Annotated in this window: 23 protein-coding genes; 13 read left to right on the forward strand and 10 right to left on the reverse strand. The window is 73.5% G+C overall.

Annotated elements, in window-relative coordinates:
* Positions 1-246 precede the first annotated feature (246 nt).
* The 3 genes from ABZY57_RS12360 to ABZY57_RS12370 all read left to right on the forward strand — a co-directional run bounded on the left by ABZY57_RS12360 (position 247) and on the right by ABZY57_RS12370 (position 3,178).
* Complete coding sequence (locus tag ABZY57_RS12360; protein WP_356510941.1) at positions 247-759, forward strand: O-acetyl-ADP-ribose deacetylase; 513 nt, start codon at positions 247-249, stop codon at positions 757-759.
* Positions 760-821: 62 nt separating this feature from the next.
* Positions 822-1,379, forward strand: coding sequence for a TetR/AcrR family transcriptional regulator (locus ABZY57_RS12365; protein WP_356510943.1), 558 nt, complete (start codon positions 822-824; stop codon positions 1,377-1,379).
* Between the two features lie 74 nt (positions 1,380-1,453).
* A complete protein-coding gene (locus ABZY57_RS12370) occupies positions 1,454-3,178 on the forward strand; it encodes an alpha/beta fold hydrolase (protein WP_356510945.1) in 1,725 nt (574 codons plus the stop codon).
* 72 nt (positions 3,179-3,250) lie between these two features.
* On the opposite strand, the gene ABZY57_RS12375 is transcribed toward ABZY57_RS12370, so the two are convergent.
* Positions 3,251-3,739 (reverse strand): Lrp/AsnC family transcriptional regulator, encoded by a 489-nt coding sequence (locus ABZY57_RS12375; protein ID WP_356510947.1) that lies wholly within the window; start codon positions 3,737-3,739, stop codon positions 3,251-3,253.
* A gap of 135 nt (positions 3,740-3,874) precedes the next feature.
* Between ABZY57_RS12375 and ABZY57_RS12380 the strand changes: the two genes are divergently transcribed.
* Positions 3,875-4,852, forward strand: coding sequence for a DMT family transporter (locus ABZY57_RS12380; RefSeq protein ID WP_356510949.1), 978 nt, complete (start codon positions 3,875-3,877; stop codon positions 4,850-4,852).
* Complete coding sequence (locus ABZY57_RS12385) at positions 4,845-6,065, forward strand: aromatic amino acid transaminase (RefSeq protein ID WP_356510951.1); 1,221 nt, start codon at positions 4,845-4,847, stop codon at positions 6,063-6,065. Before ABZY57_RS12380 ends, ABZY57_RS12385 begins: the two co-directional genes overlap by 8 nt.
* A 16-nt stretch (positions 6,066-6,081) precedes the next feature.
* Here ABZY57_RS12385 and ABZY57_RS12390 read toward each other — a convergent pair whose 3' ends face one another.
* The 3 genes from ABZY57_RS12390 to ABZY57_RS12400 form a co-directional block, all read right to left on the reverse strand.
* Positions 6,082-7,017 (reverse strand): MASE1 domain-containing protein, encoded by a 936-nt coding sequence (locus ABZY57_RS12390; protein ID WP_356510953.1) that lies wholly within the window; start codon positions 7,015-7,017, stop codon positions 6,082-6,084.
* Between the two features lie 85 nt (positions 7,018-7,102).
* A complete protein-coding gene (locus tag ABZY57_RS12395; RefSeq protein ID WP_356510955.1) occupies positions 7,103-7,927 on the reverse strand; it encodes a PP2C family protein-serine/threonine phosphatase in 825 nt (274 codons plus the stop codon).
* 146 nt (positions 7,928-8,073) lie between these two features.
* Positions 8,074-8,844 (reverse strand): maleate cis-trans isomerase, encoded by a 771-nt coding sequence (locus tag ABZY57_RS12400; protein WP_356510957.1) that lies wholly within the window; start codon positions 8,842-8,844, stop codon positions 8,074-8,076.
* Between the two features lie 175 nt (positions 8,845-9,019).
* Here ABZY57_RS12400 and recQ point away from each other — a divergent pair, with 175 nt between their 5' ends.
* The 3 genes from recQ (at position 9,020) to ABZY57_RS12415 (ending at position 13,907) form a co-directional block, all read left to right on the forward strand.
* Positions 9,020-11,092, forward strand: a complete 2,073-nt coding sequence (gene recQ / locus ABZY57_RS12405) for a DNA helicase RecQ (RefSeq protein ID WP_356510959.1) — start codon at positions 9,020-9,022, stop codon at positions 11,090-11,092.
* A gap of 113 nt (positions 11,093-11,205) precedes the next feature.
* Entirely contained in the window at positions 11,206-13,257 is a 2,052-nt protein-coding gene (locus ABZY57_RS12410) for a SpoIIE family protein phosphatase (RefSeq protein WP_356510961.1), read from the forward strand.
* 56 nt (positions 13,258-13,313) lie between these two features.
* Entirely contained in the window at positions 13,314-13,907 is a 594-nt protein-coding gene (locus ABZY57_RS12415) for a GNAT family protein (protein ID WP_356510963.1), read from the forward strand.
* 10 nt (positions 13,908-13,917) lie between these two features.
* Here the strand turns inward: ABZY57_RS12415 and ABZY57_RS12420 are convergent, their stop codons facing one another.
* The gene (locus tag ABZY57_RS12420) at positions 13,918-16,743 is read right to left on the reverse strand and encodes a SpoIIE family protein phosphatase (protein WP_356510965.1); all 2,826 of its coding nucleotides are present in this window, start codon (positions 16,741-16,743) and stop codon (positions 13,918-13,920) included.
* The gene (locus tag ABZY57_RS12425; protein WP_356510967.1) at positions 16,740-17,744 is read right to left on the reverse strand and encodes a helix-turn-helix domain-containing protein; all 1,005 of its coding nucleotides are present in this window, start codon (positions 17,742-17,744) and stop codon (positions 16,740-16,742) included. Before ABZY57_RS12425 ends, ABZY57_RS12420 begins: the two co-directional genes overlap by 4 nt.
* Before the next feature lie 292 nt (positions 17,745-18,036).
* Between ABZY57_RS12425 and ABZY57_RS12430 the strand changes: the two genes are divergently transcribed.
* The gene (locus ABZY57_RS12430; RefSeq protein WP_356511027.1) at positions 18,037-18,648 is read left to right on the forward strand and encodes a cysteine hydrolase family protein; all 612 of its coding nucleotides are present in this window, start codon (positions 18,037-18,039) and stop codon (positions 18,646-18,648) included.
* A gap of 151 nt (positions 18,649-18,799) precedes the next feature.
* Here the strand turns inward: ABZY57_RS12430 and ABZY57_RS12435 are convergent, their stop codons facing one another.
* Entirely contained in the window at positions 18,800-19,948 is a 1,149-nt protein-coding gene (locus tag ABZY57_RS12435) for a glycerate kinase (RefSeq protein WP_356510969.1), read from the reverse strand.
* A gap of 144 nt (positions 19,949-20,092) precedes the next feature.
* On the opposite strand from ABZY57_RS12435, the gene ABZY57_RS12440 reads away from it, so the two are divergent.
* The 4 genes from ABZY57_RS12440 to ABZY57_RS12455 are packed head-to-tail and all read left to right on the forward strand — an operon-like array spanning position 20,093 to position 23,511.
* On the forward strand, positions 20,093-21,841 hold the full coding sequence (locus tag ABZY57_RS12440) for a BCCT family transporter (RefSeq protein ID WP_356510971.1): 1,749 nt from the start codon (positions 20,093-20,095) through the stop codon (positions 21,839-21,841).
* Positions 21,842-21,878: 37 nt separating this feature from the next.
* Positions 21,879-22,379, forward strand: coding sequence for an NUDIX hydrolase (locus ABZY57_RS12445; RefSeq protein ID WP_356510973.1), 501 nt, complete (start codon positions 21,879-21,881; stop codon positions 22,377-22,379).
* A 52-nt stretch (positions 22,380-22,431) separates the two neighbouring features.
* Positions 22,432-22,860, forward strand: coding sequence for a hypothetical protein (locus ABZY57_RS12450; protein ID WP_356510975.1), 429 nt, complete (start codon positions 22,432-22,434; stop codon positions 22,858-22,860).
* A 3-nt stretch (positions 22,861-22,863) separates the two neighbouring features.
* Entirely contained in the window at positions 22,864-23,511 is a 648-nt protein-coding gene (locus ABZY57_RS12455; protein WP_356510977.1) for a CatB-related O-acetyltransferase, read from the forward strand.
* A 50-nt stretch (positions 23,512-23,561) separates the two neighbouring features.
* Here the strand turns inward: ABZY57_RS12455 and ABZY57_RS12460 are convergent, their stop codons facing one another.
* From ABZY57_RS12460 to pssA, 3 genes are all read right to left on the reverse strand, one after another.
* Positions 23,562-24,065, reverse strand: coding sequence for a methylated-DNA--[protein]-cysteine S-methyltransferase (locus ABZY57_RS12460; RefSeq protein WP_356510979.1), 504 nt, complete (start codon positions 24,063-24,065; stop codon positions 23,562-23,564).
* Positions 24,066-24,096: 31 nt separating this feature from the next.
* Positions 24,097-25,590 (reverse strand): AlkA N-terminal domain-containing protein, encoded by a 1,494-nt coding sequence (locus ABZY57_RS12465; RefSeq protein ID WP_356510981.1) that lies wholly within the window; start codon positions 25,588-25,590, stop codon positions 24,097-24,099.
* 165 nt (positions 25,591-25,755) lie between these two features.
* On the reverse strand, positions 25,756-26,538 hold the full coding sequence (gene pssA / locus ABZY57_RS12470) for a CDP-diacylglycerol--serine O-phosphatidyltransferase (protein WP_267756791.1): 783 nt from the start codon (positions 26,536-26,538) through the stop codon (positions 25,756-25,758).
* Positions 26,539-26,542: the final 4 nt, after the last annotated feature.

Raw genomic sequence — 26,542 nt, forward strand, 5'->3', positions numbered from 1 at the left:
CGTCCCGGCGCGACGCTCCGCGCCGGGACGGCCGTACGGCGGGACCCGGCCCAGAAGGCGGGGGTCGCGCACAACAGCACGCTGCCGGCCGCGGGGACGCCGTGTCGTGGAACCCTGCGGGCGGCGGTCGCCGTGGCGTCGGGGCCGCAGCCTGGAGCGGCGCGGCGGGCTCCGCGGCCCCTCGCATGCGCAGGCGGCCCCGGGGGTCCCCCGATAGCCTCGCCCTCTGCACCGGAAGGGATTCTCATGCCTCGTATCACGCTCGTGCTGGGCGACATCACGGCCGAGGAGGCCGACGCCGTGGTCAACGCCGCGAACTCCTCGCTGCTCGGCGGTGGGGGAGTCGACGGAGCCATCCACCGGCGCGGCGGCCCGGAGATCCTTGCCGCCTGCGAGGACCTGCGCCGTTCGCACTACGGCAAGGGCCTGCCGACGGGCCGGGCCGTCGCCACCACGGCCGGCCGGCTTCCGGCCGGGCACGTGATCCACACGGTCGGCCCGGTCTGGTCGCGGGACGAGGACCGTTCGGAGCTGCTGGCCTCCTGCTACCGGGAGTCGCTGCGGGTCGCCGATGAGATGGGAGCCCGGAGCGTCGCCTTCCCGGCGATCTCCACCGGCATCTACGGGTGGCCCATGAACGACGGGGCGCGGATCGCGGTGGAGACCGTACGGTCCGTGCGGACCGAGGTCGAGGAGGTGCGGTTCGTGCTGTTCGACGAGCGTGCCTACGCGGCCTTCGCGGCGGCGGTGGACGCCTGACGGGCCCGGTCGGCCCGAGAGGGGCGATTGAAAGAATATGTAGATCGGTCTAGTCTGGCCCCATGGGACAGAAGGGCGCCGAGACGCGGGACCGGCTGCTGGACGCGACGCAGGAGTTGATCGAGGTCGGAGGGTACTTCGGTGCCGGGCTCAATCAAGTGATCGCGGCCAGTGGTGCGCCCCGGGGCTCGCTGTACTTCCACTTCCCCGGCGGCAAGGATCAGCTGGTCGGCGAGTCCGTCCGCCGGGCCGGGGGGATGATCGGTGACGCCCTCGGGGGCCTGGCCGACTCCAGCCCGTCCGTGGCGGAGTTCGTCGACGGGGTGCTGCGGCACCTGGGTGACCGGCTTGAGGAGTCGGGCTGGCGCAAGGGATGCCCGGTGGCCACCGTGGCACTGGAGATGGCCGCCACCAGCGACCCCTTGCACGAGGCGTGCTCGGAGGTCTACGCCTCGTGGCAGGAGGCCCTGCGCGCACAGCTGGCGGGCCGTCCGGACGCGGACGACCTCTCCGTCACGATCCTGGCCCTGGTGGAGGGGGCGCTCCTGCTGGCCCGCGCGCACCGCAGCAGGAGGCCGCTGGACAGCGTCTCCCGTCAGATCGGCGCCCTGCTGCGCTGACACGGCCCGCCGCCACCGGCGGGCTTCATTTTTTGGCCTCAAAATATGTAGACCGATCTATTCTAGGAGTTCTCATGGACGCGATCGTCTTCGGCGCGACCGGCTTCATCGGCCGCTCGCTCGTCGCCGAACTGCTCACCCGGGGGCAGCGGGTGGCGGCAGCCGTACGCAACGACACCCTCACCCCCTGGCTGACTGCCCAGGGCGTCGACACCGGCGGGCTGGACGTCGTCGCCGCCGACATCACGCGACCGCTCCCGGCGCTGCCCGAGGTGCGCGACGTCTACAACGCCGCCGGCCGCTTCGCCTTCGGGCTCGGCGTGCAGGAGGCGCGGGCGACCAACGTCACCGGGGCGCTCAACGTGCTCGAATGGGCCGCCACGCTCCCCCGGTTGCGGCGGCTGGTACACATCAGCGGGTACCGCGTGAGCGCGCCCGGGGGCCGCCCCGACCACGCAGGGCCGGGCGCGTACGAGGCGTCGAAGGTCGAGGGGGATCTCGCGGTGCGCGCCCGGGCTCGCGAGTTGGGAGTACCGCTGACCATCGCGAACCCCAGCACGGTGATCGGGCCGGGCCAGTACATCGGCCTGGCCGCCCTCGTCGAGGACCTGTGGAACGGCCGGCTTCCCGCCCTGCCCGGCGGCCCCGACACCTTCCTGCCCATCGCCACGATCGACTACTTCGTACGGTTCCTCGCGGAGGTCCCCGAGGGGCCCGCCGGTGAGCACTACTGGGTGCTCGACGACAGCACCCCGCTCCTGCCCGAGCTGATCGGTACGGTCGCCGGCCACACCGGCGTACGGGCGCCTCGGCGGACCGTTCCCGCCGGTCTGCTGCGCCGCCTGCCGCGCAGGCTGACCGGCGCCGATCCCGAGACGCTGGCGTTCCTGTCCACCGACCGCTACCCGACGGCGTCCGCCCGCGCCTTCGCGGCGAGCGCAGGCCTGGAGATGCCTCCGGCCGCCGACGCCCTGCGCGAGTGGGCCGACGACCTGGTGGCCGCCCGGTTCGGTGCCGCGACGCCCTGGCTGAGGCCGTACGGGTTCTCCGACGTGGCGGGCAGCCGTACCTGGGTGAGCGGAGAGCGGCAGCGCCCCGACCACGTCCTGCTGCACGGACTGCCGATGAACGCCGACCTCTGGGCACCCCTCGCCGCCCACCTCCCCGGCCCGGTCCTCGCCCCCGACCTGCCGGGCCTCGGCCGATCGGCCGCCACGACCCGGCCGGTGGACGCGTGGCTGGCCGACCTGCTGGGACCGGTGCGGACCCGCCCCGCCCTGGTCGCGCACTCCCTGGCCTGCGGACCGGCGCTGCAATTCGCCGTCGACCATCCGGACCGCATCAGCGGTCTCGTGCTCATCTCCCCGGCGTTCCTGCAGGAACCCGCCGCCCGGCTCGCCCGCTCGTACCTGGCCGCGCCCGTGCTGCGCCGCATGTCCGCCGCCCGGCTGGCCCGGACGCTCGGTGTCCCCGAGGGCGCCGAGGTGGAGAGCGCCGCGGCGGACCTGCGCCGTCACGGCGTGGCGCGCCGCGTGGTCACGGCCGTGCGGACGGACGTCGCCGGCCGCCGGCGGTCGCGGGCGCTGCTGGACCGGGTGAGCGTCCCGGTCCGGATCGTCGTGGGTTCGGCCGATCCGCTGGTCGAGGCCGTCGACCACCCGGTGACCGAGATCGACGGGGCCGGGCACTACCCCCAGCTCACCCACCCCGCGCAGGTCGCCCGCCACCTCGCCGCAGCCTCCGCTCCGATCGGCGGAGGAACGGATGGACGGATGGGGGATGACCGGAGGAACGGATGACCGGATGACCGGCCGGGTCGGCCGGGCCCGTGAGCGCGTGAGCGCACGACCGCCGTGACCGCCCCGAACGGCTCAGGAGGACCGCGGTCGCCTCGATGCGCCCGGGGTGGGCCGCGGGTACGTCCGGGACTGCTTGACGCTGCCGTACGCGAAGCTCGACTCGATCGAGGCGATACCGGGAATGGCGTGGATCCGGTGGCGGACCAGGGCTTCGTAGGCTTCGAGGTCCTCGATGACGACGCGGAGCAGGTAGTCACTGCTTCCCGCCATCAGGTAGCAGTCCTGGATGTGCTCGATGACCGCGACGTGCTCTTCGAACAGCCTCACCGCTTCCGCCGTGTGGCGTTCGAGGCGGATCCGGACGAACACGGTGACCGGGAGTCCGAAGGCGACCTGGTCGACCATGGCGGTGTAGCCGCGGATGAGGCCCGCTTCCTCCAGGCGCCGGACCCGGCGCAGACAGGGCGACGGGGAGAGCCGGACACGGTCGGCCAGATCCTGGTTGGACAGGCGCCCGTCGGCCTGCAATTCCCTGATGATCTGCAGATCGACTGCGTCCATGGCCACTCCTTGGCAGATTCTGCCCCAAACGTATGTCCGGGAGGCAGAACTGGCAATCGACTGCCCCGCCCGAAGCCCTAGCGTTGCCCATGAACGGGCCGGACCGGCCCGCTCTCAGAGGCTGGAGCCATTTCCTTGGTCGCGACGAACACCACCCCGGCGACCGCGCCTCCCGACGCGGCGGGCCCGAAGGCCGGACACCCCGGCCGGTTCGGGCTCTCCCCGCAGGCCGAGGGCATGCTGGCCCTCCTGCTGACCGTGGCGATCTGGGCGGCCTTCGCACTCAGCGCCCGCGCCCTGAGCGCCTCCTCCCTCCTGCCCGCCGATGCCGCCCTGCTGCGGTTCGGCGTCCCCCTCCTCGTCCTGCTCCCCGCCTTGTGGCGGCGCCGTCGCCGCATCGCCGCCGTGCGTCCGGGCGTCGCACTCAAGATCGTCTGCGGTGCGGGGGTGCCGTTCTTCCTGGCGGCGATGCACGGGGGCGCCCTGACCTCCGCGGCCTTCGTCGGCTCGATCGTCCCCGGGATGGTCCCGCTGTTCGTCTCCGCGATCATGGTCGGCCGCGGGCACGGCGCCCCCCGGGGAACACAGGCGGTCGGGCTCGCGCTGATCGCGTCCGGTGTGGTCGCCCTCGTCTGGCGCTACGTCGTTCCGGTGGACACGGACGTCCTCGCGGGCGCCGGCACGCTCCTGGTGGCCAGCGGTCTGTGGGCCCTGTACACGGTGGGACTGCGCGAGGTGGACCTCGATCCCGTCGGGTCGATCGGACTGCTGTGCCTGCCCTCCTTCGCGGTGATCGCAGCCCTGGTCCTCACCGGGGTCCTGCCGACGGGCATCGTGCACGCGGCCGGCAGCGACATCGTGCTCTTCCTGGTGGTGCAGGGGCTCGGGGTCGGGCTGTGCGCGGGCCTGCTGTACGCCTTCGCCATCCGCCGGCTGGGCGCCGAACGCAGCTCCGTCGTCGGCAGCCTCAGCCCCGTCGCCGTCGTCCTGCTCGCCGTCCCGCTGCTCGGTGAATCGCCGACCCTCGCCGTGCTGGTCGGCGTCCCCCTCATCACCGCCGGCGTCGTCCTCGCCAACCGCCGCCCCCGACCCGAGGTTCCCGCAGATGCTTGAGCTCCTCCCGCCGCCGCCCACCGACCCGCTGTGGGACCTGACCTACGAGTTCGGTGCCGACGACCGGCCCGAACGCATGAACCTCGTCCTCGGCGTCTACCGCGACGAGACGGGAACCACGCCCGTCATGGCCGCCGTCCGCGAGGCCGAGATACGCCTGGCCCAGCGCTCGGAGTCCAAGGAGTACCGCGGGCTCTCCGGCAACGCCGCCTTCAACCGCTCCCTGCTGGACCTGGTCCTGGGCCCCGGCCCGGGCGGACCGGCCGACCGGGCCGCGGCCGTGCAGACCGTCGCGGGCTCCGGCGCGCTGCGGCTCCTGTCCGATCTGATCTGGCGTACCCGCCCGGGCACCACGGTGTGGGTCAGCGATCCGGCCTACGTCAACCACCGGCCCATCCTGGAGGCCGCCGGGCTGAAGGTCCGTCCGTACGGCTGGCGCGACGCGGGGGGCGGCTTCGACACGGAAGGCGTGCTGCGGGAACTGCGCGACGCCCGGCGGGACGACGTCGTCCTGCTCCAGGGCTGCTGCCACAACCCCACGGGCGTGGACCCCCTGCCGGCCGACTGGGCGGCGCTGGCCGAGTCGGCCGTCCGCGGCGGCTGGGTGCCCTTCGTCGACCTCGCCTACCACGGGCTCGGCGACGGCCTGGAAGCCGACCTGCTGGCCACGCGGCTGCTGGCGGCGCGGGTGCCGGAAATGCTGATCGCCGTCAGCTGCTCCAAGAACTTCGGCCTCTACAGCGACCGCGTCGGCTGCGCCATCGTCCTCGGCGCCTCCGGCCGGGACGTGCGGCACGCCGAGACGGCTCTGCAGAACGCGGCCCGGACGCTGTACTCGATGCCGCCCGAGCACGGCGCGGCCGTCGTGACCACGATCCTGGAGGACGAGGGCCTACGGGCCGCCTGGCGGGCGGAACTGGACGTCATGCGGGGCCGGATCATGGCCAACCGGGCCGATCTGACCGCTCACCTGACCACGCTGGGGTGCGGGGAGCAGGCCCGGTCGCTGGCACGGCAGAAGGGGATGTTCTCCATGCTGCCGCTCACGCCGCACCAGATGCTCCGCCTCCGCCGCCGGCACGCCATCTACGGGACCACCTCGGGGCGGATCAACATCGCGGGCATCCCGGCGCACCGGATCCCCTGCCTCGCCCGGGGCATCGCTGCGGTCCTCGACCCGGCGGACGCGCCCCGGGCGGTCCTGCCGGCCTGAGGGCGGGCGCCGCCGGTCAGTCCTTCGGTGGCGCCAGGCGGGCCACCACCTCGGCCAGGTCCTCGCAGACCTCCTCGATCTTCAGGCGGATGTTGTCCTGCTCGGTGACGAGGGCGGCCAGCAGCAGCGCGGTCAGGGCGGCGGCTCCGTTGAGCGCCTGGAGGTTGACCATGATTTCCAGGAGGGTGTGGCCGGCGAAGGGCCCGGCGCGGTCGGTCGCCGCCGTGATCGCGAGGACGGACACGAGCAGGGCGCACGGTGCGCTGCCGGGGAGCCGGAAGCGCACCGCGGCCCAGATGAGCAGGGGGAAGACGAGGAAGAGCAGGGACAGGGAGCTGCGGGTGGCCGCGAAGGTGACGCCGCCCACGGTGAGCGCCAGCGCCGCAGCCTCGGCCGCCCGGTACGGGTCCCGCGGCAGCCGGGCCCGGCGCAGGACCAGCAGCAGCGGGGTCACCAGCAGGACGCCCATGGTGTCGCCGGCCCACCAGGCCGACCACACCGGCCAGAAGTTCTCGATCGGCAGGTCGCCGGTGAACACCAGCGTCCAGGTCCCGCTGGTGGCGCTGATCAGCATCGGCAGCAGGCCGCCGAGGAACACCAGCGCCAGCCCGTCCCGCAGCCGGTCCAGTTCGGGGCGGAAGCCCACCCGGCGCAGCAGCGCGTAGCCGCACAGCGGACCCAGGGTGTTGCCCGCGACGATGGCGAGGTCGACGGGGTCGAACTCGCTGATCCGCTCGATGGCGAGGTAGGTCCCGAGCGCGAGGCCCGGCCAGATCCGGGGCCCGAACCACAGCAGACTCGCGAGGGCGATGCCGGTGGGCAGCCACAGGGGTGTGACGATCGCCCCCTCGACGCTCACGTGCAGCCGCAGGCCGAGCCGGCCGGTCGCGTAGTAGGCGACGGCGACGCCGAGGATCCGAAGGAGGGCCTCGGCAGGACGTCGCCATTCCACGGTGCGCACCCCTGCATCAGACAACGGCCGGGGCGTCCCGGCGGGGCGTGACACGCGCGGACGGGTGCCCGGTCGCCGGGGAGGGTCAGCGCGGTCGGGCCGCGTCGTGGCTGAGGACGAGCACCGCGGCGTCGTCGGCGTGGCCGGTGAAATCGGTCACCTTCATCACCTCGGCGGCCAGCTCGTCGGGATCGGTCCCCGCCGCCTCCCCGACGATCCGGGCCACCCGCTGCAGCCCCTCCTCGATCGGGAACGACGGCCCTTCGACCACCCCGTCGGTGACCAGGACGAGGGAGCCCGCCTCCGTCAGCCTCACGCGGGTCACCGGGTACCTGGCCCCGGTGACCGTGCCCAGCGGCGGACCGCCGGCGTCCTCGGCGATGCCGGACCGGCCGTCGGCGGTGGCCCAGACGGTGGGGACGTGGCCGGCCCGGGCCGTCTGGATCTCCCACGTACGCGGATCGAAGCGGAGAAGGCTGCAGGTCGCGAACAGCTCGCTGTCCATCGAGAGCAGGACGTCATTGGCCCGGCTCAGCACCTCGCCGGGATCGACGACGACCGCGGCCACGGCGCGCAGACACACCCGGACCTGCCCCATGAAGGCGGTGGCCGCCACATCGTGCCCCTGCACGTCGCCGATGGAGAAGGCGAGGGCCCCACCCGCCACGCGGAAGCCGTCGTACCAGTCGCCGCCGATCTCCAGGCCGCGCCGGGCGGGTGCGTACCGGGCCGCGGCCCTCAGCCCCGGCAGTACGGGCAGGGAGGCGGGCAGCAGCTCGCGCTGCAGCGCCTCGGCGAGTTCCACCCGGGCCCGCTGCAGCTCCGCTCCCTCCCGCGCCTGGGCGGTGAGCCGGCCCAGCATGCTCAGCAGATCCGCGCTGGCGGGCCGGTGTGGCCGGCGCGGAGTCACGGACCACTCCGGGATACGTCCATGTGCCTCTGCCTCCGCGGCGCGAAAGGGCCGTGCTCATCATATTTCGGCTCGGCACACGGCGCGCAGGCGGCCGGGACGGGCGGAGACGTGGCAGAGGCTCGGCACAGGCGTGGCGGGGGCCCTCAAGCCGTCGAGAAGAGCCGGCCGTAGCCCGTGATGGGGGTGGTCGGGGTGGCCGCCGCGCGGAGGGCCGCCCACAGGAGGGTCTGGTTCGCGGTCAGGACCGGGCGGCCCAGGGTGGCCTCCATGGCCGCGATCGCCCCGACGGCGCGGAAGCCGTTGCCGCCGATGACGACCGCGTCCGCCGTGTCGGGGACGTGCGCCGCCACCCAGTCGTGCAGGGCCCGCGGCCCGATGAGGGTCTGCCCGCTGGGGAGGCCGCAGGGGGCCGCGTACGGGACCTCGAAGCCGGAGTCCTCGTAGTAACCCCGGCCCAGATCGCTCAGCGTCTCGTCGAACCACGGAGGGTCCACGAGCGCGGGCCGGCCGGCCCGCAGCGCCCGCAGCGCCTCGACGGTCGCGGCGCAGGTGGCGACCACGGGCAGCCCGTGGGCGCGCTCGCGCAGCCGGTCCAGCATGTACCCCTCCCCGCGCGGGCCGATGACGTAGGCGGAGCTGGTGAAGGCGTAGGCGATCACCGACACCGGCGCGGCGGCCAGCAGCCCGGCGGCCTCGTCCACGTGCGGGGGCTCGGCGAAGGCCCGTACGGGGGCGAGCGGAATGGTGGGATCCATCATGCCGCCGTGCCCCATCGCGCGGAACGGCACCCGGGCGGCGTGCAGGCCCACGTCGGCCGGAGCCATGGCGCGCAGCTCGGACTCGGGGCCGACATCGGCGTGCGGGGTGAGGACTCCGAGGCGGACGCGCACGTCCCACCCGTCGGGCTGCCACATCGCGTGTTCCTCTCGGAGGCCGGGAGATACGGGAGGTCTTCCACTGTGTCACCGGCCGGGCGGTCGAGCCGCTCGGCCGCGCCGCCGCGTGCGGGGCCGTCGGGTCCTCCCGGGATGTCCACAGGGCCGGGCGGATCCGGGCGGATGTGTCCGAGGAGGTCGCTAGGCTTCTGGGATGACCCCTTCGGAAGCAGCCGTCGAAATCCCCGACGCCCAGCAGGTGCTCCACCGCGTCTTCGGGTACGACTCGTTCCGCGGCGAGCAGCAGCAGATCATCGAGCACGTGGCCGGCGGCGGCGACGCGCTGGTGCTGATGCCCACCGGCGGCGGCAAATCGCTCTGTTACCAGATCCCGGCGCTGGTCAGAGCGGGCACCGGAGTGGTGATCTCCCCGCTGATCGCGCTCATGCAGGACCAGGTGGACGCCCTGAACGCGCTCGGGGTGCGCGCCGGGTTCCTCAATTCGACGCAGTTGTCCGACGAGCGGCGCGCGGTCGAGCAGGCCTTCCTCGACGGCGAGCTCGACCTGCTCTACCTGGCGCCCGAGCGGCTGCGCACCGAAGGGACGCAGCGGCTCCTCGACCGGGGCACGGTCTCGCTCTTCGCCATCGACGAGGCGCACTGCGTCGCCCAGTGGGGCCACGACTTCCGGCCCGACTACCTCGCGCTGTCCATGCTGCACGAGCGCTGGCCCAAGGTGCCGCGGATCGCACTGACCGCTACGGCCACCGAGGCCACGCACGCCGAGATCGCGGCGCGCCTCGGCCTGGAGGAAGCCCGCCACTTCGTGGCCGGCTTCGACCGGCCGAACATCCAGTACCGGATCGTGGCGAAGAACAACCCGCTCAAGCAGCTCCTGGAGCTGATCCGCACCGAGCACCCCGGGGACGCGGGCGTCGTCTACTGCCTCTCGCGGGCATCGGTGGAGAAGACGGCGGCCGCCCTGGTCGAACAGGGCATCGACGCCGTGCCGTACCACGCGGGCATGGACTCCCGGGCGCGCGCCGCGAACCAGTCGAAGTTCCTGCGGGAGGAGGGGGTCGTGGTGGTCGCCACGATCGCGTTCGGCATGGGCATCGACAAGCCCGACGTGCGCTTCGTGGCCCACCTGGACCTGCCCAAGTCGGTCGAGGGCTACTACCAGGAGACCGGCCGCGCCGGCCGCGACGGCGAGCCCGCCACGGCCTGGCTGGCGTACGGGCTCCAGGACGTGGTGCAGCAGCGCAAGATGATCGAGGGCTCCGAGGGCGACGAGGCGCACCGCCGTGCGCTGGCCGGACACCTGGAGGCGATGCTCGCCCTGTGCGAGACGGTCGGCTGCCGCCGGGTGCGGCTGCTGGCGTACTTCGGGCAGACCGGTGCGCCGGACTGCGGGAACTGCGACACCTGCCTGACGCCGGCCGAGTCCTGGGACGGGACGGTCGCGGCGCAGAAGCTGCTGTCCACGGTGTGGCGGCTGGCCAAGGAACGGCGCCAGAAGTTCGGCGCCGGACAGATCATCGACATCCTGCAGGGCAAGAAGACGGCCAAGGTCATCCAGTTCGACCACGACGGGCTCTCGGTGTTCGGCATCGGAACGGACCTGGGCACGAACGAATGGCGCGGGGTCGTGCGCCAGCTGCTGGCGCTCGGACTGCTGGCGGTGGAGGGCGACTACGGCACGCTGGTGCTGACCGAGGCCAGCGGCGAGGTGCTGGGCGGCCGCCGGAGCGTCCCGATGCGCAAGGAGACGGCGCCGGCGGCAGGGGCGTCCCGCAAGGAGTCCGGCGGATCGCGCTCCGGGAAGGGCGGCCGGGTACCGGTCGACCTGCCGGCGGCCGCCGTGCCGGTGTTCGAGGCCCTGCGGGCGTGGCGCGCCGAGACCGCGCGGGAGCAGGGCGTGCCGGCGTACGTCGTCTTCCACGACGCGACGCTGCGGGAGATCGCGACGCAGCTGCCCGGATCGGTCGCGGAGCTGGGCACGATCAGCGGGGTCGGCGAGGCGAAGCTCGCCAAGTACGCCGAGGGCATCCTGAAGACCCTGGGCGGAGCGCAGCCGGAGCCGGGTGCGCAGGCCGCCCCGGCGGCGGAGACCGAGGCCGCCCCTGCCGCGGCTGTACCCCGCGCCGCCGTGGCCGCCCCGGCCGCCGTGACCCGCGCCGCCGCGGCCGTCGTGCCCGCCCAGGCGCATCCGGCACCCCGGGCGGAGGAGTCGCTCTTCGGCCCGGAGGACGAGGACGTCGACCCGCCCTGGGACGACTGGGAGTAGCATCCCCGGCCGCGGGGGCGGGTCCGGAATCCGGCGCGACACAGCGCCGGTCAGCGAAGGCTCGGATAGTGTGAATCGGTAGGAATCGGGCCCCCTGGGGTGAGGTCGGCGCATTGGACACGTACCAGGAGACGAGCGAGGTACCGGACCAGCCGGTGGCTGCTGTCGGGTACGCGGGCGTCCTGAGCGAGCTGCTGCCGATCGCCCTGTGGCGGGAAGACGCCGACGGGGTCGTCGTCGAGTGGTCGCTGGCCGCCCAGGACCTGCTCGGCCACCGACCCGAGGACATCCTCGGCCGGTCGGGCTCCGAGGCGCTCGTCCCCGACGCCAACCACGAGCTCGCCGAGCAGCTGACCCGCCGGGTCCAGGCAGGGGAGACCGTCGTCGGCACCCTGCCCGTGCGCCACCGCGACGGTCACCAGGTCGCGATGGAGATGTGGATCCTGCCCGCCCCCGATCCGCAGGGGCGCACCGGTTCCCTTCTCATCGCCGTGGAGACCTCCGAGGTCCTGCGGATGCGCGATTCGCTCGCCGCGCTCCAGAGCCTGTTCACCCAGTCGCCGATCGGCCTCGGCACGCTCGGCCCGGACCTGCGCTTCCTGCGCGTCAACGACGCTCTCGCCCGGATGAACGGGGTGTCCGCCGCCGAACACGTCGGCAAACGGCTCACCGAGGTCGTGCCCGGGGTCAACGCCGCCGCGCTCGAACGGCTCATGCGCAAGGTGCTGGAGTGCGGCTCCGCCGTCGTGGACGTCCGCCGCACCGGCCGCACCCCCGCCGACCCCGACCACGACCGGACCTGGTCCTGCTCCTACGCCCCCCTGCTGGACGGCTCCGGGCGCCGGCTCGGCCTGATCGCCTCCCTCATCGACATCACCGACGGACAGCGCGCCCAGGCGGAGGCGGAGCGGGCCCGCAGCCGGTTCGCCCTGCTCGCCGAGGCCGGTACCCGCATCGGCACCACCCTGGACCTGGGGCAGACCGCCCGGGAGCTCGCGGAGGTGCTGGTGCCGCAGCTCACGGACTCGGCCGACGTGCAGCTCCTGGAAGCCGTACTGGAGCCGGACGAGGCCGCCGCGTCCACCCGTGGCGTGCTGCGCCGCCTCGCCTCCCTCTTCCCCGACCCGGGCGCACCGACCGCCAAACTGGTCGCGGGGCAGACCTTCCGGATCCCGGCGGGCACCGCCTACGAGCTGGTCATCACCGAGGGCCAGGCCATGAACCTCTTCACGGCCGACATCCCGGCCCTGATCAAGGACCCTCGCGCGGGCGCGCTGCGCGCGTACCTCGCCACCCTCGGCTGCGCCCGGATGGTCCCGCTGGTGGCCCGCGGCCGGGTGCTCGGGGTGGTGGTGGTGACCCGGGTGCGCGGACGCGAGCCCTTCGACCACGAGGACTGCGTGCTGATCGACGAGGTGGCCGCCCGGGCGGCCCTGAACATCGACAACGCACGGATGTACACCACCCAGCGCGCGGCGGCCCTGACCCTGCAGCGCAGCCTCACCAACAACGCGCTCCCCGAGGTGGCGGGCCTGGAACTGACCGGCCGCTACCTGCCGGCCAGCGACCACGACGTCGGCGGCGACTGGTTCGACGTGATCGAGCTCCCGGACGGCCGGACCGGCCTGGTGATCGGCGACGTGATGGGCCACGGCATCCACGCGGCCGCCGTCATGGGCCAACTGCGCACCGCCGTACGGACCCTGGCGCGGCACCAGGTGAGCCCGGAGCAGATGCTCCGCTCGCTGGACGCGGTGGTCGCCGACCTCGGCGAGGACGAGATGGCCACGTGCGTCTACGCCGTCCACGACCCGGTGACGGGCGCGTGCGTCATCGCCCGCGCCGGCCACCCGCCGCCGGCCGTGGTCACGGCCGAGGGGGTCGTGACCTTCCTCGACGGCCCGCCGGGAACCCCGCTCGGCACCGGCGGACGGGAGTTCCGCACGGAGGAGGTCCGGCTTGCGCCGGGCAGCATGCTGGTGCTCTACACGGACGGCCTCATCGAGTCCCGGGACCGGGATCTGGACGAGGGGATGGCGGGACTGGCGGGCGCCCTCGGGGACGCGGGGGAGCCGTTGGAGGCCCTGTGCGACACGATCCTGGCGCGCCTCCTCCCGGAGGCCCCGCAGGACGACGTGGCCGTGCTGCTGGCCCGGACCCTTTGAATGCACTAGTGCGATAATTGTTTGTCTCTAGCGCAATGACCGGTTACGGTTTCCCCATGTCTGCCAAGTCGCCTTCCCCCATCACGCTCACCGGCCGCCACGTTCGCCTGGAGCCGCTGACCAGGAGCCATCTCCCCGACCTGTACGCGGCCGGTGGCGGCGACGAGGAGGTGTGGCGCTGGCAGGGCGGCCCCGCGCCGCGCACGCAGGAGGAGCTGGGCGCCAAGCTCGACGCCCTGCTGGAGTGCGCGGAGCGCGGTGAGTACGTCCCCTTCGCCGTCATCCACCTCGAAAGCGGCCGGGCCGTCGGCTGGACCACGTACATGGACCTCAGCGCGGCCGACGAACGCCTGGAGATCGGCTGGACCTGGTACGGGCGCGCGTACTGGCGCAGCGCCGTCAACACCGAGTCCAAGCTGCTCCTGCTCACCCACGCCTTCGAAGACCTCGGCATGGGCCGGGTCCAGCTGAAGACGGACCACCTCAACACCCGCTCCCAGGCCGCGATCGCCCGCCTCGGAGCGCAGCGCGAAGGCGTCCTGCGCCGTCACCGCCGGCGCCCGGACGGCACCTGGCGCGACAGCGTGTACTTCTCCCTGCTGGCCGCCGAATGGCCCGAGGCGAAGGCCCGCCTGGCCGCCCGCCTCTAGGGCCCCGCCGCTACCAGGCCAGGTCCTCCAGGGCGTCCAGGTCCACCACGGCCGGCGGCGCCGGCTCCTCCGCGCCCGCCAGGGGGAGTTCCGCCCAGATCACCTTGCCGCGGTCCGTGTAGCGGGTGCCCCAGCGCTCCGCGTACTGGGCGACGAGGAAGAGGCCGCGCCCGCCCTCGTCGGTCGTGGCCGCGTAGCGCAGGTGCGGTGAGGTGCTGCTGCCGTCGGAGATCTCGCAGATCAGGGTGCGGTCGCGGAGCAGCCGGACCCGGATCGGCGGGGTTCCGTAGCGGATGGCGTTGGTGATCAGCTCGCTGAGGATGAGCTCGGCGGTGAAGGTGACGTCCCCCATGCCCCACGCGCAGAGCTGCGCGGAGCCCGCGCGGCGGACCCGGGACACGTCCGAGGGGTCCGGAAGCACCTCCCACTCCGCGATCCGCTCGGCCGGGAGCCGCCGGGTGTCGGCGATGAGCAGGGCGATGTCATCGCTCGGCGCCGGGAACAGCAGCGAGGCCAGTACGTCGGAGCAGGCCTGGTCGGGGCTGCGGTCCGGCCGGGACAGGGCCTCGGTCAGCATGCCGAGGCCGGTGTCGAAGTCCCGGTCGCGGTCCTCCAGCAGCCCGTCGGTGAACAGCACGAGCCGGCTCGCCGCGGGCAGCTTCAGCTCCACGGCCTCGAAGGGCATCCCGCCCACGCCCAGCGGCAGCCCGATCGGCAGCTCGGGGTACTCGACCCCGCCGTCGGGCCCGACCAGTGCCGGGCCGGGATGGCCGGCGCTGGCCATGGCGCAGTGACCGGACACCGGGTCGTACACCGCGTAGAGGCAGGTGGCGCCGGTGACGCCGGAGGGCTCGCCCTCCCCGGCACCCTCGTCGGCCGAGGACTCGTCCTGGTCGATCCGGTCGATCAGCTCGTCGAGGTGGCCCAGCAGCTCGTCGGGCGGCATGTCGAGCGTGGAGAAGTTGTGCACGGCGGTCCGCAGCCGGCCCATGGTGGCCGCGGCGTGCACCCCGTGCCCCACGACGTCGCCGACGACGAGCGCCACCCGGGCCCCGGCGAGCGGGATCACGTCGAACCAGTCCCCGCCCACCCCCGCCTTCGCGGGCAGGTACCGGAAGGCCACGTCCACCGCGCTCAGATCGGGCAGCACCCGCGGCAGCAGACTGCGCTGGAGGGTCACGGCAACCGCGTGCTCGCGCGTGAAGCGGCGGGCGTTGTCGATGGAGACCGCGGCCCGGGCCGCCAGCTCCTCGGCGAAGGACAGGTCCTCCTCGTCGAAGGACTCGGGGGTGTCGGCCCGCCAGAAGTTGGCCATGCCGAGGACCACTCCGCGGGCCTGGAGCGGTACCGAGATCAGCGAGTGCAGCCCGTAGTCCAGGGCGACCCGGGTGCCGTCGTGGTCCTGGGCCCGCCAGCCGAAGGCGTTGTTCAGATCGGCCGCGAGGACCGCCCGCCCGGCGTCCAGGGCCGCCGCCATCGGGGCGGTCGGCACCACGAAGCGGATGACGTCGCCCACCGGCTGGAGGGGGGAATCGACGCGGATCCCGCTGATGGCGGCCCGGCGCATCTCGGTGTGCGTCCCGCCGCCGGGCTCCTCACCGCGCAGCACCGGCTCCAGCAGCTCGACGGTGACGAAGTCCGCGAACCGCGGGACCGCGACCTCGGAGAGCTCCTCGGCGGTGCGCACCACGTCCAGGGTGGTCCCGATGCGCACGCCGGCGTCGTAGAGCAGCTGGAGGCGGTCGCGGGCGACCGCGGCCCGGCCGGAGAGCGCGGCGAGCTCCGTGGAGTCGCGCAGGGTGGTCACGGTGCCCGTCGGGCGCCCCCCGAAGGGCTTGGTCGGGCGTACGTTCACGGCGAGGAGGCGGTCGCCCGACCGGTGGACCTCGTCGGTGGCGGCTCGCCCGGAGGCCAGCAGCGCGGCCGTGGGCGGATCCAGGCCGAGATCGCCCACGTGCCGCTGCTCGGCGTCGGCCGGCAGGTCGAGGAGGCGGCGGGCCTCGTCGTTGGCGAGCAGCAGCCGCCCTTCGGAGTCGATGATCAGGACGCCCTCGCGGACGGCGTGCAGAACCGCTTCGTGGTGTTCGTTCATCCGGGTCATCTCGGCCTCGCCGAGGCCCCGGGTCTGGCGCCGCAGCCGACGGCTGACGAGGGCCGCGCCGCCGGTGCCGAGGAGCAGGGCGCCGGTGGCCGCGCCGAAGAGCAGGGGCAGTTGGCCCTCGACCCCGTCGCCGACGTTCTCGACCTCGATGCCGGTGGCGACCAGGCCGACCACCGCGCCCGCGGCGTCCCGTACGGGGACCACGGCGCGGACCACGTCGCTCGGCTTCCCCTCGAAGGTCTCGGTGAAGGCATGTCCGGCCGCGGCGCGGGAGAGGTCACCGGTGGCGCGCTGCCCGATCAGCTCGGGGCGGGAGTCGGTGTACCGGACCCCGTCGGTGGTCATGACGGCGACGAAATCCACGCCCGAGCCCCGGCGGGCGCCCTCGGCCAGCGGCTGGAGCACGGCGGTGGGGTCCGTGGACGCCAGGGCCGCCGGGAGGCCGGGGGCGTGCGCGAAGGCCTCGGCGGCGGCGAGGGAGCGGTTGCGGGCGTCGCGCTGGCTGTCGTACCGGGCCTGGAGGAACAGGGCCGTGGCGGCGGCCGTGATCAGCACCAGCACGAGGACGGCCTGGAGGGCGAAGACCTGGCCGGCGACGCTGCGGGCGCCGAGCGAGAGGCGCGCGAACAGCCGGGAGTGTCCGGGCCCGGTTCCGGGCGGGGACCCGTCCTCGGGCGGGGGCCTGTCCTCGGGCGCCCCTTCGGAGCCCCCGGCTCGGCCAAAACGTCCGGTCATGAGCCATTTCTAACACTGTCGGCGTGGTTTGGGGGAGGCCCCGGGGGTCCTGGGGCGGTAGCGGCCGCACGGTACGCCCGGGGGCTCGTGCCGACGTACGAGGTGAAGTGCTGGCGGAAGGTGACCTCGCTGGCGAATCCGGCCCGCCGGGCCACCTCGGTGACCGGATGATCGGTGCGTTCCAGCAGTTTGCGGGCTTCGTCCAGACGGTGGCCCAGGAGCCATTTGTGCGGGGTGGTCCCGGTGGCGGCGGCGAAGTGCCGGGCGAAGGAACGCGGCGACATCCCCGCCCACCGGGCCAGGGTGGCCACGTCCAGCGCCTCGTGCAGCCGCCCGAGCGCCCGCTCCCGTACGAGGGCCAGCGCCTCGGCGGTCCGGTCGGCGACCGGGGTCGGGCGGTCCAGGTACTGGGCGTGCTCGCCGGTGCGGAAGGGGCCCGTCACCATCGAACGGGCGATGGCCGCGGCCGCCTCGGAGCCGTGGGCCTCACGGACCAGGTGCAGGCAGAGGTCGATCCCGGAGGCGACCCCGGCGGAGGTCCACAGCCCGTTGTCCCCGACGTAGAGCGGGGCTTCCTCGACGCGCACGGCGGGGTACCGGCCGGCCAGCGCCGGGGCCAGGGACCAGTGGGTCACGGCCCGGCGGCCCGCGAGCAGCCCGGCCTCGGCGAGGATGAAGGCGCCGGCGCACAGGGCGGCCACGGGGATCCCCCGGACGTGGACGTCCCGCAGGGCGGCGAGGACCGGCTCGGGCGTCCGATCGCCGGGCCGCTCCAGCGCGGGGACCACGACGAGGTCGGCGCCGGCCAGCCAGTCGAGCCCGCGGTCGGGAGCCAGGGACAGCCCGCCGGGGAGCGGGATCGGGCCGGCGTCGAGGGCGCACCGGCGCAGCTCGAAGGCCGGTACCCCGAGATGGCCGCGGTCGTGCCCCCAGACCTCGGTGATGACGGCCAGGTCGAAAGCGCGGATGCCGGGCTGGGCGACGATCGCGACGCGGTGCATGGCCGTGAGTCTGCCACGCAGACCCGGCCGAAGGGGAGGGCCGAATCCCCGGCGGATGCCGCCGCGAGGCCTCCGACCTGGGGCGGAGCCCCGCTCCGGACCTCGGCGGGCCCGGACTGCCACGGTGGCAGGATCCCATCGGTTCGGGGGCGGGGTGCTACTGGTCCGAGGGGGCGTGGCCACCCAGGATGAGGCCATGACGAACAAGAGCGCGAACAAGACCGCGAACAAGACCGCGAACGAGACCTCCGACGAGACCGTGAACGCGGCTGCGAACGAAACCGCGACCGCCATCGAGATCGCGGCGAACAGTGCCCTGCTGGTCATCGATGTCCAGCAGGGCTTCGACGACCCCGCGTTCTGGGGTCCGCGCAACAACCCGGCCGCCGAGGAGAACATCGCCGCGCTGATGGACGCCTGGCAGGAGACCGGCCGCCCCGTCGTGCTCGTGCAGCACGCCTCCCGCTCCGCAGGCTCCGTCCTCGCGCCGGACCAGCCCGGGTACGCCTTCAAGGACTTCGTCGCCGAGCGGGCCGGCCGGGCCGCCCTGCACGTCACCAAGTCCGTGAACTCCTCCTTCTACGGCACCCCGGACCTCGCCGGCTGGCTCACCGCCCAGGGCGTCGGACAGCTCGTCGTCGCCGGCATCCAGACGAACATGTGCGTCGAGACCACGGCCCGGATGGCCGGGAACCTGGGCTACGAGGTCCTCGTGCCGCTCGATGCCACGCACACCTTCGACCTGGCCGCCGAAGACGGCCCGGACGCACTCCGGCTGACGGCCGACCAGCTCGCGACCGCCACCGCGGTCAACCTCCAGGGCGGCGGCTTCGCCCGGATCGTCACCACCGCGGAACTCGTGACCGCGGCCCGCACCGCCCTGCCGACCCCCGCGCAGCTCTGACCGGGTCGAGGGCGCGAGCGCGCGGCGCCCGCGAAGGGCGGGTACGGGACCTCCCCCCACGGGCCGGTCGGCCCCGGCCGGCGGCCCGCGGAACGCCGGCGGCCCGGACCCCCAGTCAGGGGATCCGGGCCGCCGGTGGGGGCGGACGCCGTCAGAGGACGTCGGCCGCGATGTTCTGCGCCACCCGCTCCAGCAGCGGCCCCGCGTTCGGGATGCTCACCGCCGGGTCCGGCTCGAGGTCCGTGAGCGGGTAGGCCCGCCGGATGCCGGCGGCCTGGAGGGCCTCCTGCGTCAGCAGCAGGCGGCCGCAGACCGCGACGACCGGCTTGCCCGCCGCACGAGCCGCCGCCGCGACACCGGCCGGAGCCTTGCCGTGCAGGGTCTGCTCGTCCAGCGAACCCTCACCGGTGATGACCAGCGTGGCCCGCTCCAGCGCCGGCGCGAAGCCGAGCACCTCGAGCATCAGCTCGATGCCGGGACGGAACGAGGCGCCGAGCAGCAGTGCCCCGTAGCCGATGCCGCCCGCTCCGCCCGCGCCGGGCGAAACCGCCGCCTCGGCGGCCAGGGAGCCGATCGACTTCTCCAGGACCACCGCGAAGTGCGCCAGCGCCGCGTCCAGCGTCGCCACGTCCTCGGGCGACGCCCCCTTCTGCGGGCCGTAGACCGCCGGAGCGCCCTTCGGACCCGTCAGAGGGTTGTCCACGTCGCTCGCCAGGACGAAGTCGATCTCCTTGATGCGGGGGTCGATGCCCGACAGGTCGGCCGAGGCCAGCCCGGCCAGTGCGCCGCCGCCCGGACCGACGGGTTCACCGTTCGCATCCAGGAACACCGCGCCCAGCGCGGCCAGCATGCCCGCGCCGCCGTCGGTGGTGGCGCTGCCGCCCACACCGAAGACGATCGAGCGCGCTCCCGCGTCGAGTGCGGCCCTCAGCAGTTCGCCGGAGCCGTAGGTGGTCGCCGTCAGCGGGGCGAAGACACCTGCCGGCAGCAGCTGGAGCCCGGAGGCCTCCGCCATCTCGACCACCGCGGTGCCCTCGCGCAGGGCGAAAGCGGCCGTGACCTGGTCGCCGAGCGGTCCGGTGACCCGTACCTCCCGGCGTTCGAAACCGGCCGCCACGGCGGCCGCGACCGTACCGTCGCCGCCGTCCGCGACGGGGAGGGTCTCGATCTCCACGCCCGGTACGGCCTTGCGAAGGCCGGCCGTCACCCGCTCCGCGACCTGAACGGCCGTGAGCGAGCCCTTGAATTTGTCCGCGGCGATGAGCACGCGCGCGGTCTCAGTTACTGCTCCGTCCGTCACCTTGCTAATCCCTTGCTATCGAACAGTGCAGTCGCGCCACCCATGAGCCTATCCGGAGGATCCTCCTATGCCCATGCGTGGCCTGGGCCACACCCGGCGCGGCATGCCCCTAAATAGGGATATACGCCTGCATAGTGTGGCCGCATGAGCACGGATTCACTGGAACAGCCACGTCCGGATTCCCCAGGTGGCGCGTCCGAAGGGCCCGACGAGGGCGCCGACGGCGCTGAAGGCACTCCCGACCGCGCCGTCGTCACCATCGGAGTGATCTCCGTCCTCGCCGTGGTCGCCTGGGCGGCCCTCGGAAAGAGCTCCTTCGACTCCGCGTCGAGCAGCGCGCTGGCCTGGGTGCTGAGCAACTTCGCGTGGCTCTTCGTGATCGCCGCCGATGTGTTCCTGGTCATGTGCGTCGTGCTCGCTATCAGCCGCTTCGGCCGGATCCGCCTCGGCAAGGACGACTCGGAGCCGGAATTCACGAACCTCGCCTGGATCGCGATGATGTTCAGCGCGGGCATGGGGATCGGGCTCATGTTCTACGGGGTGGGCGAGCCGCTCACCCACTACCTGAACCCGCCCCCGGCCTCCGGCGCGGCCCCCGGCACCGGCGACGCGGCCCGTGCTTCGCTCGACTACTCCTTCTTCCACTGGACCCTCACCCCCTGGGCGATCTACGGCATCGTCGGCCTCGCGCTCGCCTACGCGACCTTCCGCAAGGGCCGCGGCAACCGCCTCAGCTCCGCCTTCGTCCCCCTCATGGGCGAGGAGCGGGCCAACGGCCGGCCCGGCAAGGCCATCGACCTGCTCGCCGTCTTCGCGACCGTCTTCGGCACCGCCACCAGCCTCGGCCTCGGCGCCCTCCAGGTCGCCAAGGGGCTCAACATCACGACGGGGATCGAGGACTCGACCACGGTCGAGCTGATCATCATCGGATCCCTGTCCGCGGCCTTCGTGCTCTCCGCCTTCTCCGGCCTGCACAAGGGCGTCAAATGGCTCAGCACGATCAACATCGTGCTCGCCTCCGCCCTGATGCTCTTCGTCTTCGTCCTCGGCCCGACCGTCTACATCCTCGACGTGATCCCGGCGAGCGTCGGCAGCTACCTGCACGAGCTGCTGCCCATGGCCACCCGCACCGGCGCCTTCACCGACAGCGCGTGGCTCGGCGTGTGGACGATCTTCTACTGGGCGTGGTGGCTCTCCTGGGCGCCCTTCGTCGGCACCTTCATCGCCCGCATCTCGCGCGGCCGCACCATCCGCGAGTTCCTCGTCGGCGTGCTCCTGGTGCCCAGCGGTGCCACCGTCGTCTGGTTCTGCGTCATGGGCGGCACCGCGATCCGCCTCGACTCCACCGGCGTCGCAGACATGGCCGCCAAGGCCGAGGAGGGCACCGAGGCCTCGCTCTTCGCGATGCTCGACGCGCTCCCGCTCGGCACGCTCACCTCGTGGATCGCGATGGCCCTGGTGATGACGTACTTCGTCACCAGCGCCGACTCCGCCTCCCTCGTGATGGGCTCCCTCACCAGCCGGGGTTCCCTGAACCCGCCGACCTGGCTCGTGGTCACCTGGGGCGTCCTGATGGCCTCGGTGGCCGCCGTGCTCCTCGTCGCGGGCGGCCTGAAGTCCCTCCAGACGGCCACGATCCTGGTCGCCCTGCCGTTCGTGGTCGTGATGCTGGTGCTCTGCTGGGCCCTGGTGAAGGAGCTGCGCGAGGACCCGGGCGCGGGCCCCGTCCGCCACCACCCGCTGCACGGCATGCGGGACGCGGTCAGGGCCATGGTCGGCGACGCCCTCACCGAACAGGGCCCGGCCCGCCACCCGCGCCTGCGCCGGGTCGCGGAGTCGAGGAACCGCGACCGCGAGGACGGCGCCGGCGGAGGGTCCACACCGGAAGCATGATCACCGCGGGCCCGGGGCGGCTGGGTAGGGTGGCGGCGTGACCATCACGGATGACTACGCCACCTACATCGCGAGCCTGCCCCGGGTGCTGGCCGGAGCGGCCGCCCTCTTCCGGGACGCCGAGGGCCGGGTGCTCCTCGTCGAGCCCAACTACCGGGAGGGCTGGGCCCTGCCGGGCGGCACCATCGAGTCGGACACGGGGGAGTCCCCGCGTACGGCAGCCCGCCGGGAGAGCGCCGAGGAGATCGGCATCGACGTACCGCTCGGCCGGCTGCTCGCCGTCGACTGGTCGCTCGGCGCGGGCCGGCCCCCGCTCGTGGCGTACCTCTACGACGGCGGCGTGCTCGATGCCGCGCAGCTCGCCTCCATCACGCTCCAGGAGGAGGAGCTGATCTCGTGGCGGCTGGTGGAGCCGGCCGAGCTGACGGACTATCTGCTCGGATCCCTTGGCCTGCGCGTCCTGGAGGCGTGCCGGGTCCTGGAGACCGGCGAGGGCGCCGCCGAGCTGGAGAACGGGCGCCGGCCGCAGGCCTCGTAGTCCCTTCCGCTCGTTATTCCGTGCCTACACCGAGCAGGACAGAATTCAGCAGATGATCACGATGTACGCCTGGCCCAGCACCGCCGACGGGCCCGACGCCCTGCCCATGGTCCACTTCACCACCGACCAGCAGGAGAGCGGCGAGGTCACCCCCGACGGGGTGCCGGTCTGGATGTTCGACACCGCGATCCGTGACGGCGGCTGGGCCCAGTTCACCGACTTCGAGGCCTGGTCCGTGCCGGCCGAGGGCTGGCAGGCCTTCTACCGCCGCGAGGACGACGTCCTCGCCGTCACCGGCCCCGGCGCCTGCGAGGGCTGGTACCAGGGTGGCCTCGGCGCCGACCCCGAATGGGTGGGAGCGGCCGCCGCCCAGCAGAGCGTGGTCCTGCTCGCGGCCCCCGTCCAGCACCCGTCCCTGTACGCCTACGCGGTCGAGGCGGGCGCCGCCTTCGCGCTGCTCGTCCCGCTGGTGGTCATCTAGGCCGTGAGTTCCCTCCCCGCGGACCCGACGGTCCTCCACCCGTTCCCCGACCAGCCGCGCGTGGTCCTGCTGAAGCCGCTGGTGACCTCACCGCTGATCGAGGTGGGGGAGTACTCCTACTACGACGACCCGGACGATCCCACCGCGTTCGAGACCCGCAACGTGCTCTACCACTACGGGCCCGAGAAGCTGGTCATCGGGAAGTTCTGTGCGCTGGGCACCGGGGTCCGGTTCCTCATGAACGGCGCCAACCACCGCATGGACGGCCCCTCCACCTACCCCTTCCCGATCATGGGCGGTTCCTGGTCCGACCACTTCGACCTGCTCGCCGGCCTGCCCGGCCGGGGCGACACCGTCGTCGGCAACGACGTCTGGCTCGGCTACGGCGCCATGGTCATGCCGGGGGTGCGCATCGGGCACGGCGCGATCGTCGGCGCCGGCGCCGTGGTCGTGGACGACGTCCCCGACTACGGCATCGTCGGCGGCAACCCGGCCACCCTCATCCGCACCCGCCACACCGGCGAGGAGATCGCCCGCCTGCTCGCGCTCGCCTGGTGGGACTGGCCCGTGGAGCACCTCACCCGGCACATCCGTGCCGTCATGTCCGGCACCGTCGCCGACCTCGAAGCGATCGCACCGCCCGTGGGCTGAGCACCGCCGGCTGAGCACCGCCGGCCGAGCCCTAGGCCGAAAGAGACGGCCTAGAGCTGCTCGGCCCCGGATTCGAAGGCCAGCAGGCGGACCTTGCGGTCGAGGCCGCCCCCGTAGCCGGTCATGGAGCCTGACGCCCCGATGACGCGGTGGCACGGCACGATGATGCCGACCGGGTTCTTCCCGTTGGCCAGCCCCACCGCGCGCGAGGCGTTCGGCTTGCCGAGCTTGGCGGCCAGCTCCCCGTAGGACCAGGTCTGCCCGTAGGGGATCCGTACGAGCTGCGCCCACACGCTGCGCTGGAACTCGGTGCCCTCCAGCCGGACCGGGAGGTCGAAGGCGGTGAGCTCACCGGCGAAGTACGCGGTCAGCTGCCGCACCACCTCCGGGAAGGGCTCCTCACCGGCCGCGACGCGCTCCCCGAAGGCCTCCTCGGCCGGGCGGTGGCGCTGCCCGGTCATGTAGAGGCCGCAGAGGACCCCGTCGGCGGCGACGAGGGTGAGCGGCCCGTAGGGGCTGTCCACGACGGTGTGCTGCTTGGTGCTGCTGTTCATGACGGCTCGTGCTCCTCGGAAGTCGGTGGGGTCAGGCGGGCAGGACGTTGATCGCGTGGTCCTCGGTGGCCCACAGGTACTGCACGGCGTACGCGCGCCAGGGCCGCCAGTGCGCCGCGCGGGCCGTCAGGGCGGCGGGCGTGGAGGGCAGCCCGAGCCCCTTCGCGGCCCGCCGGATCCCCAGGTCGGCCGGGATGAAGGCGTCCGGGTCGCCCAGCGCCCGCATCGCGATGATCTCGGTGGTCCACGGCCCGAAGCCGGGCAGCGCCCCCAGCCGTGCGCGGGCCGCCTCCCAGTCGCTGTCGATGCCGAGCGGGAGCGAGCCGTCGGCGAGGGCCGAGACCAGCGTGGTGAAGGTGGTGCGCCGGCTGCGCGGCAGGGCCAGGGACTCCGGGTCCAGCCCGGCCAGGGCCTGCGAGGAGGGGAACAGGTGGGTCAGCCCGCCCTCGGGGTCGGGGTCGGTCACCGGCTCGCCGAGGGCGCGTACGAGGCGGGCCGCGTGCGTACGGGCCGCCGCGGTGGACACCTGCTGCCCCAGGACCGCCCGTACGGCGAACTCCTCCGCGTCGACGGTACGGGGCACGCGGCGGCCGGGAGCCTTGGCCACGAGCGGGGCCAGCAGCGGGTCCGCGCGCAGCTGCTCGTCGACGGCCTCGGGGTCCGCGTCGAGGTCCAGGAGCCGCCGGCAGCGGCTGATGGCGATGGTCAGGTCGCGCAGGTCGGTGAGGGCGAGCCGGCAGCCGATGTGGTCGGGCCGCGGGGTGAGGGCGACGACGCCGGTGCCGTACGGGAGCCGGAGCGTGCGGCGGTAGGCGCCCGCCCGCCACTCCTCGACCCCGGGGACGGCGGTCGCGGCGAGGTGGCCGAAGAGGTTGTCGGGGGTGAGCGGGGCGCGGAAGGGGAGCCGCAGGCTGATGGTGCCGGGCACCTGGCCGGACCCGGCGCCCCGGACGGCCCCCCGGCCTGCCGCCTTGGCCCGGAGCTCGCTCGGGGCCAGCGCGAAGACCTCGCGGACGGTGTCGTTGAAGGTCCGGATCGAGGAGAACCCGGCCGCGAAGGCGATGTCGCCCATCGGGAGCCCGGAGGTCTCGATCAGCAGCCGGGCGGTCTGCGCGCGCTGGGCCCGGGCGAGGGCGAGGGGCCCGGCGCCGAGCTCGGCGCCCAGCTGCCGCTCCACCTGGCGGGCGGAGTACCCGAGCCGCGAGGCCAGCCCCGGGACGCCCTCCCGGTCGACCACCCCGTCCTGGATGAGGCGCATGGCGCGGGCGACGGCGTCCGCGCGGGCGTTCCACTCGGGGGAGCCGGGGGAGGTGTCGGGCCGGCACCGCTTGCAGGCCCGGTACCCGCTCTGCTGGCAGGCGGCGGCGCTGGGCAGGAAGGTCATGTTCTCGACCTTGGGCGGTACGGCGGGGCAGCTGGGGCGGCAGTAGATCCCGGTGGTCCTGACGGCGGTGAAGAACCAGCCGTCGAAGCGGGCGTCCTTCGACTGGACGGCCCGCACGCAACGCTCCGTGTCGGTGTACATGGCTCCCATCCTCCGGGCCGGACGCCCCCCGGGCTGGCGGTTTTCCGACACCAAGCCTATGCGCGGTCCACGGGCGACGGGTCCGGGGCGGAGCCCCCGGGGATGCGGAAGGGCCCCCGGCCGCCTGGTGGCGGCCGGGGGCCCTTGCGTACGCGTACAGCCGGGTTACGGGGCCTGGGTGGCCCTCGCCTCGCGGCGGTTGTGGCGGAACGTGTTCGCGCGACGGGTCGTCGCGAACAGCGGGATGGTCGCCGCCAGAGCGATCTGCAGCGCGCAGCCGGTCTGGAGCAGCAGCCCGCCGCCCGGCGCGTCGAACGCCCACGCGGCCAGCAGGCCCATCGCCGCGACGATCCAGCTCAGCATCGCCACCGCGAGAACACCCCGCGGCTTGGGGTACTCGACCCGGCTCACCATCAGCCAGGCCACGCCGACGATCGCCAGCAGGGTCGGGATGAACGGCAGCTCCAGCAGCACGATCGAGACGACCGTCAGCGCGCCGAAGGGGCTCGGCATGCCCTGGAACATGCCGTCCTTCATCGTCACGCAGCTGAATCTCGCGAGGCGCAGCACCACCGCCAGCAGGACGACGATCGCCGCCAGCGCCGACATCTTCTGCACCGCGTCGTCGGCGACCATGCCGTAGACGAGGACGAAGTACGCCGGAGCCAGGCCGAAGCTGATCAGGTCGGACAGGTTGTCCAGCTCCGCGCCCATCGGCGAGCTGCGCAGCTTGCGGGCCACGATGCCGTCGAAGAGGTCGAAGACCGCGGCGAGCAGCATCAGTATCACGGCCGTGGCCGCGCTGCTGCGGGCCATGCCCGACTCGCCACTGCCGGTGAGGTGCGGGATGAGGATCCCGGTGGTGGTGAAGTACACCGCCATGAATCCGCACGTCGCGTTGCCGAGGGTCAGGGTGTCCGCTATCGACAACCGCAGTGACAGCGGCATGTCG

This window comes from Streptomyces sp. NPDC006450 (assembly GCF_040612195.1).
Taxonomy (GTDB): Bacteria; Actinomycetota; Actinomycetes; order Streptomycetales; family Streptomycetaceae; genus Streptomyces.

Excerpts from the sequence above, each read along its gene's own strand:
- pssA (WP_267756791.1), bottom strand. The coding sequence starts at position 26,538 with ATGCCGCTGTCACTGCGGTTGTCGATAGCGGACACCCTGACCCTCGGC.
- ABZY57_RS12400 (WP_356510957.1), bottom strand. The coding sequence starts at position 8,844 with ATGTGGCAGCCCGACGGGTGGGACGTGCGCGTCCGCCTCGGAGTCCTC.
- recQ (WP_356510959.1), top strand. The coding sequence starts at position 9,020 with ATGACCCCTTCGGAAGCAGCCGTCGAAATCCCCGACGCCCAGCAGGTG.
- ABZY57_RS12440 (WP_356510971.1), top strand. The coding sequence starts at position 20,093 with ATGAGCACGGATTCACTGGAACAGCCACGTCCGGATTCCCCAGGTGGC.
- ABZY57_RS12370 (WP_356510945.1), top strand. The coding sequence starts at position 1,454 with ATGGACGCGATCGTCTTCGGCGCGACCGGCTTCATCGGCCGCTCGCTC.
- ABZY57_RS12365 (WP_356510943.1), top strand. The coding sequence starts at position 822 with ATGGGACAGAAGGGCGCCGAGACGCGGGACCGGCTGCTGGACGCGACG.
- ABZY57_RS12425 (WP_356510967.1), bottom strand. The coding sequence starts at position 17,744 with ATGCACCGCGTCGCGATCGTCGCCCAGCCCGGCATCCGCGCTTTCGAC.
- ABZY57_RS12460 (WP_356510979.1), bottom strand. The coding sequence starts at position 24,065 with ATGAACAGCAGCACCAAGCAGCACACCGTCGTGGACAGCCCCTACGGG.
- ABZY57_RS12415 (WP_356510963.1), top strand. The coding sequence starts at position 13,314 with ATGTCTGCCAAGTCGCCTTCCCCCATCACGCTCACCGGCCGCCACGTT.
- ABZY57_RS12465 (WP_356510981.1), bottom strand. The coding sequence starts at position 25,590 with ATGTACACCGACACGGAGCGTTGCGTGCGGGCCGTCCAGTCGAAGGAC.
- ABZY57_RS12375 (WP_356510947.1), bottom strand. The coding sequence starts at position 3,739 with ATGGACGCAGTCGATCTGCAGATCATCAGGGAATTGCAGGCCGACGGG.
- ABZY57_RS12385 (WP_356510951.1), top strand. The coding sequence starts at position 4,845 with ATGCTTGAGCTCCTCCCGCCGCCGCCCACCGACCCGCTGTGGGACCTG.
- ABZY57_RS12450 (WP_356510975.1), top strand. The coding sequence starts at position 22,432 with ATGATCACGATGTACGCCTGGCCCAGCACCGCCGACGGGCCCGACGCC.
- ABZY57_RS12420 (WP_356510965.1), bottom strand. The coding sequence starts at position 16,743 with ATGACCGGACGTTTTGGCCGAGCCGGGGGCTCCGAAGGGGCGCCCGAG.
- ABZY57_RS12360 (WP_356510941.1), top strand. The coding sequence starts at position 247 with ATGCCTCGTATCACGCTCGTGCTGGGCGACATCACGGCCGAGGAGGCC.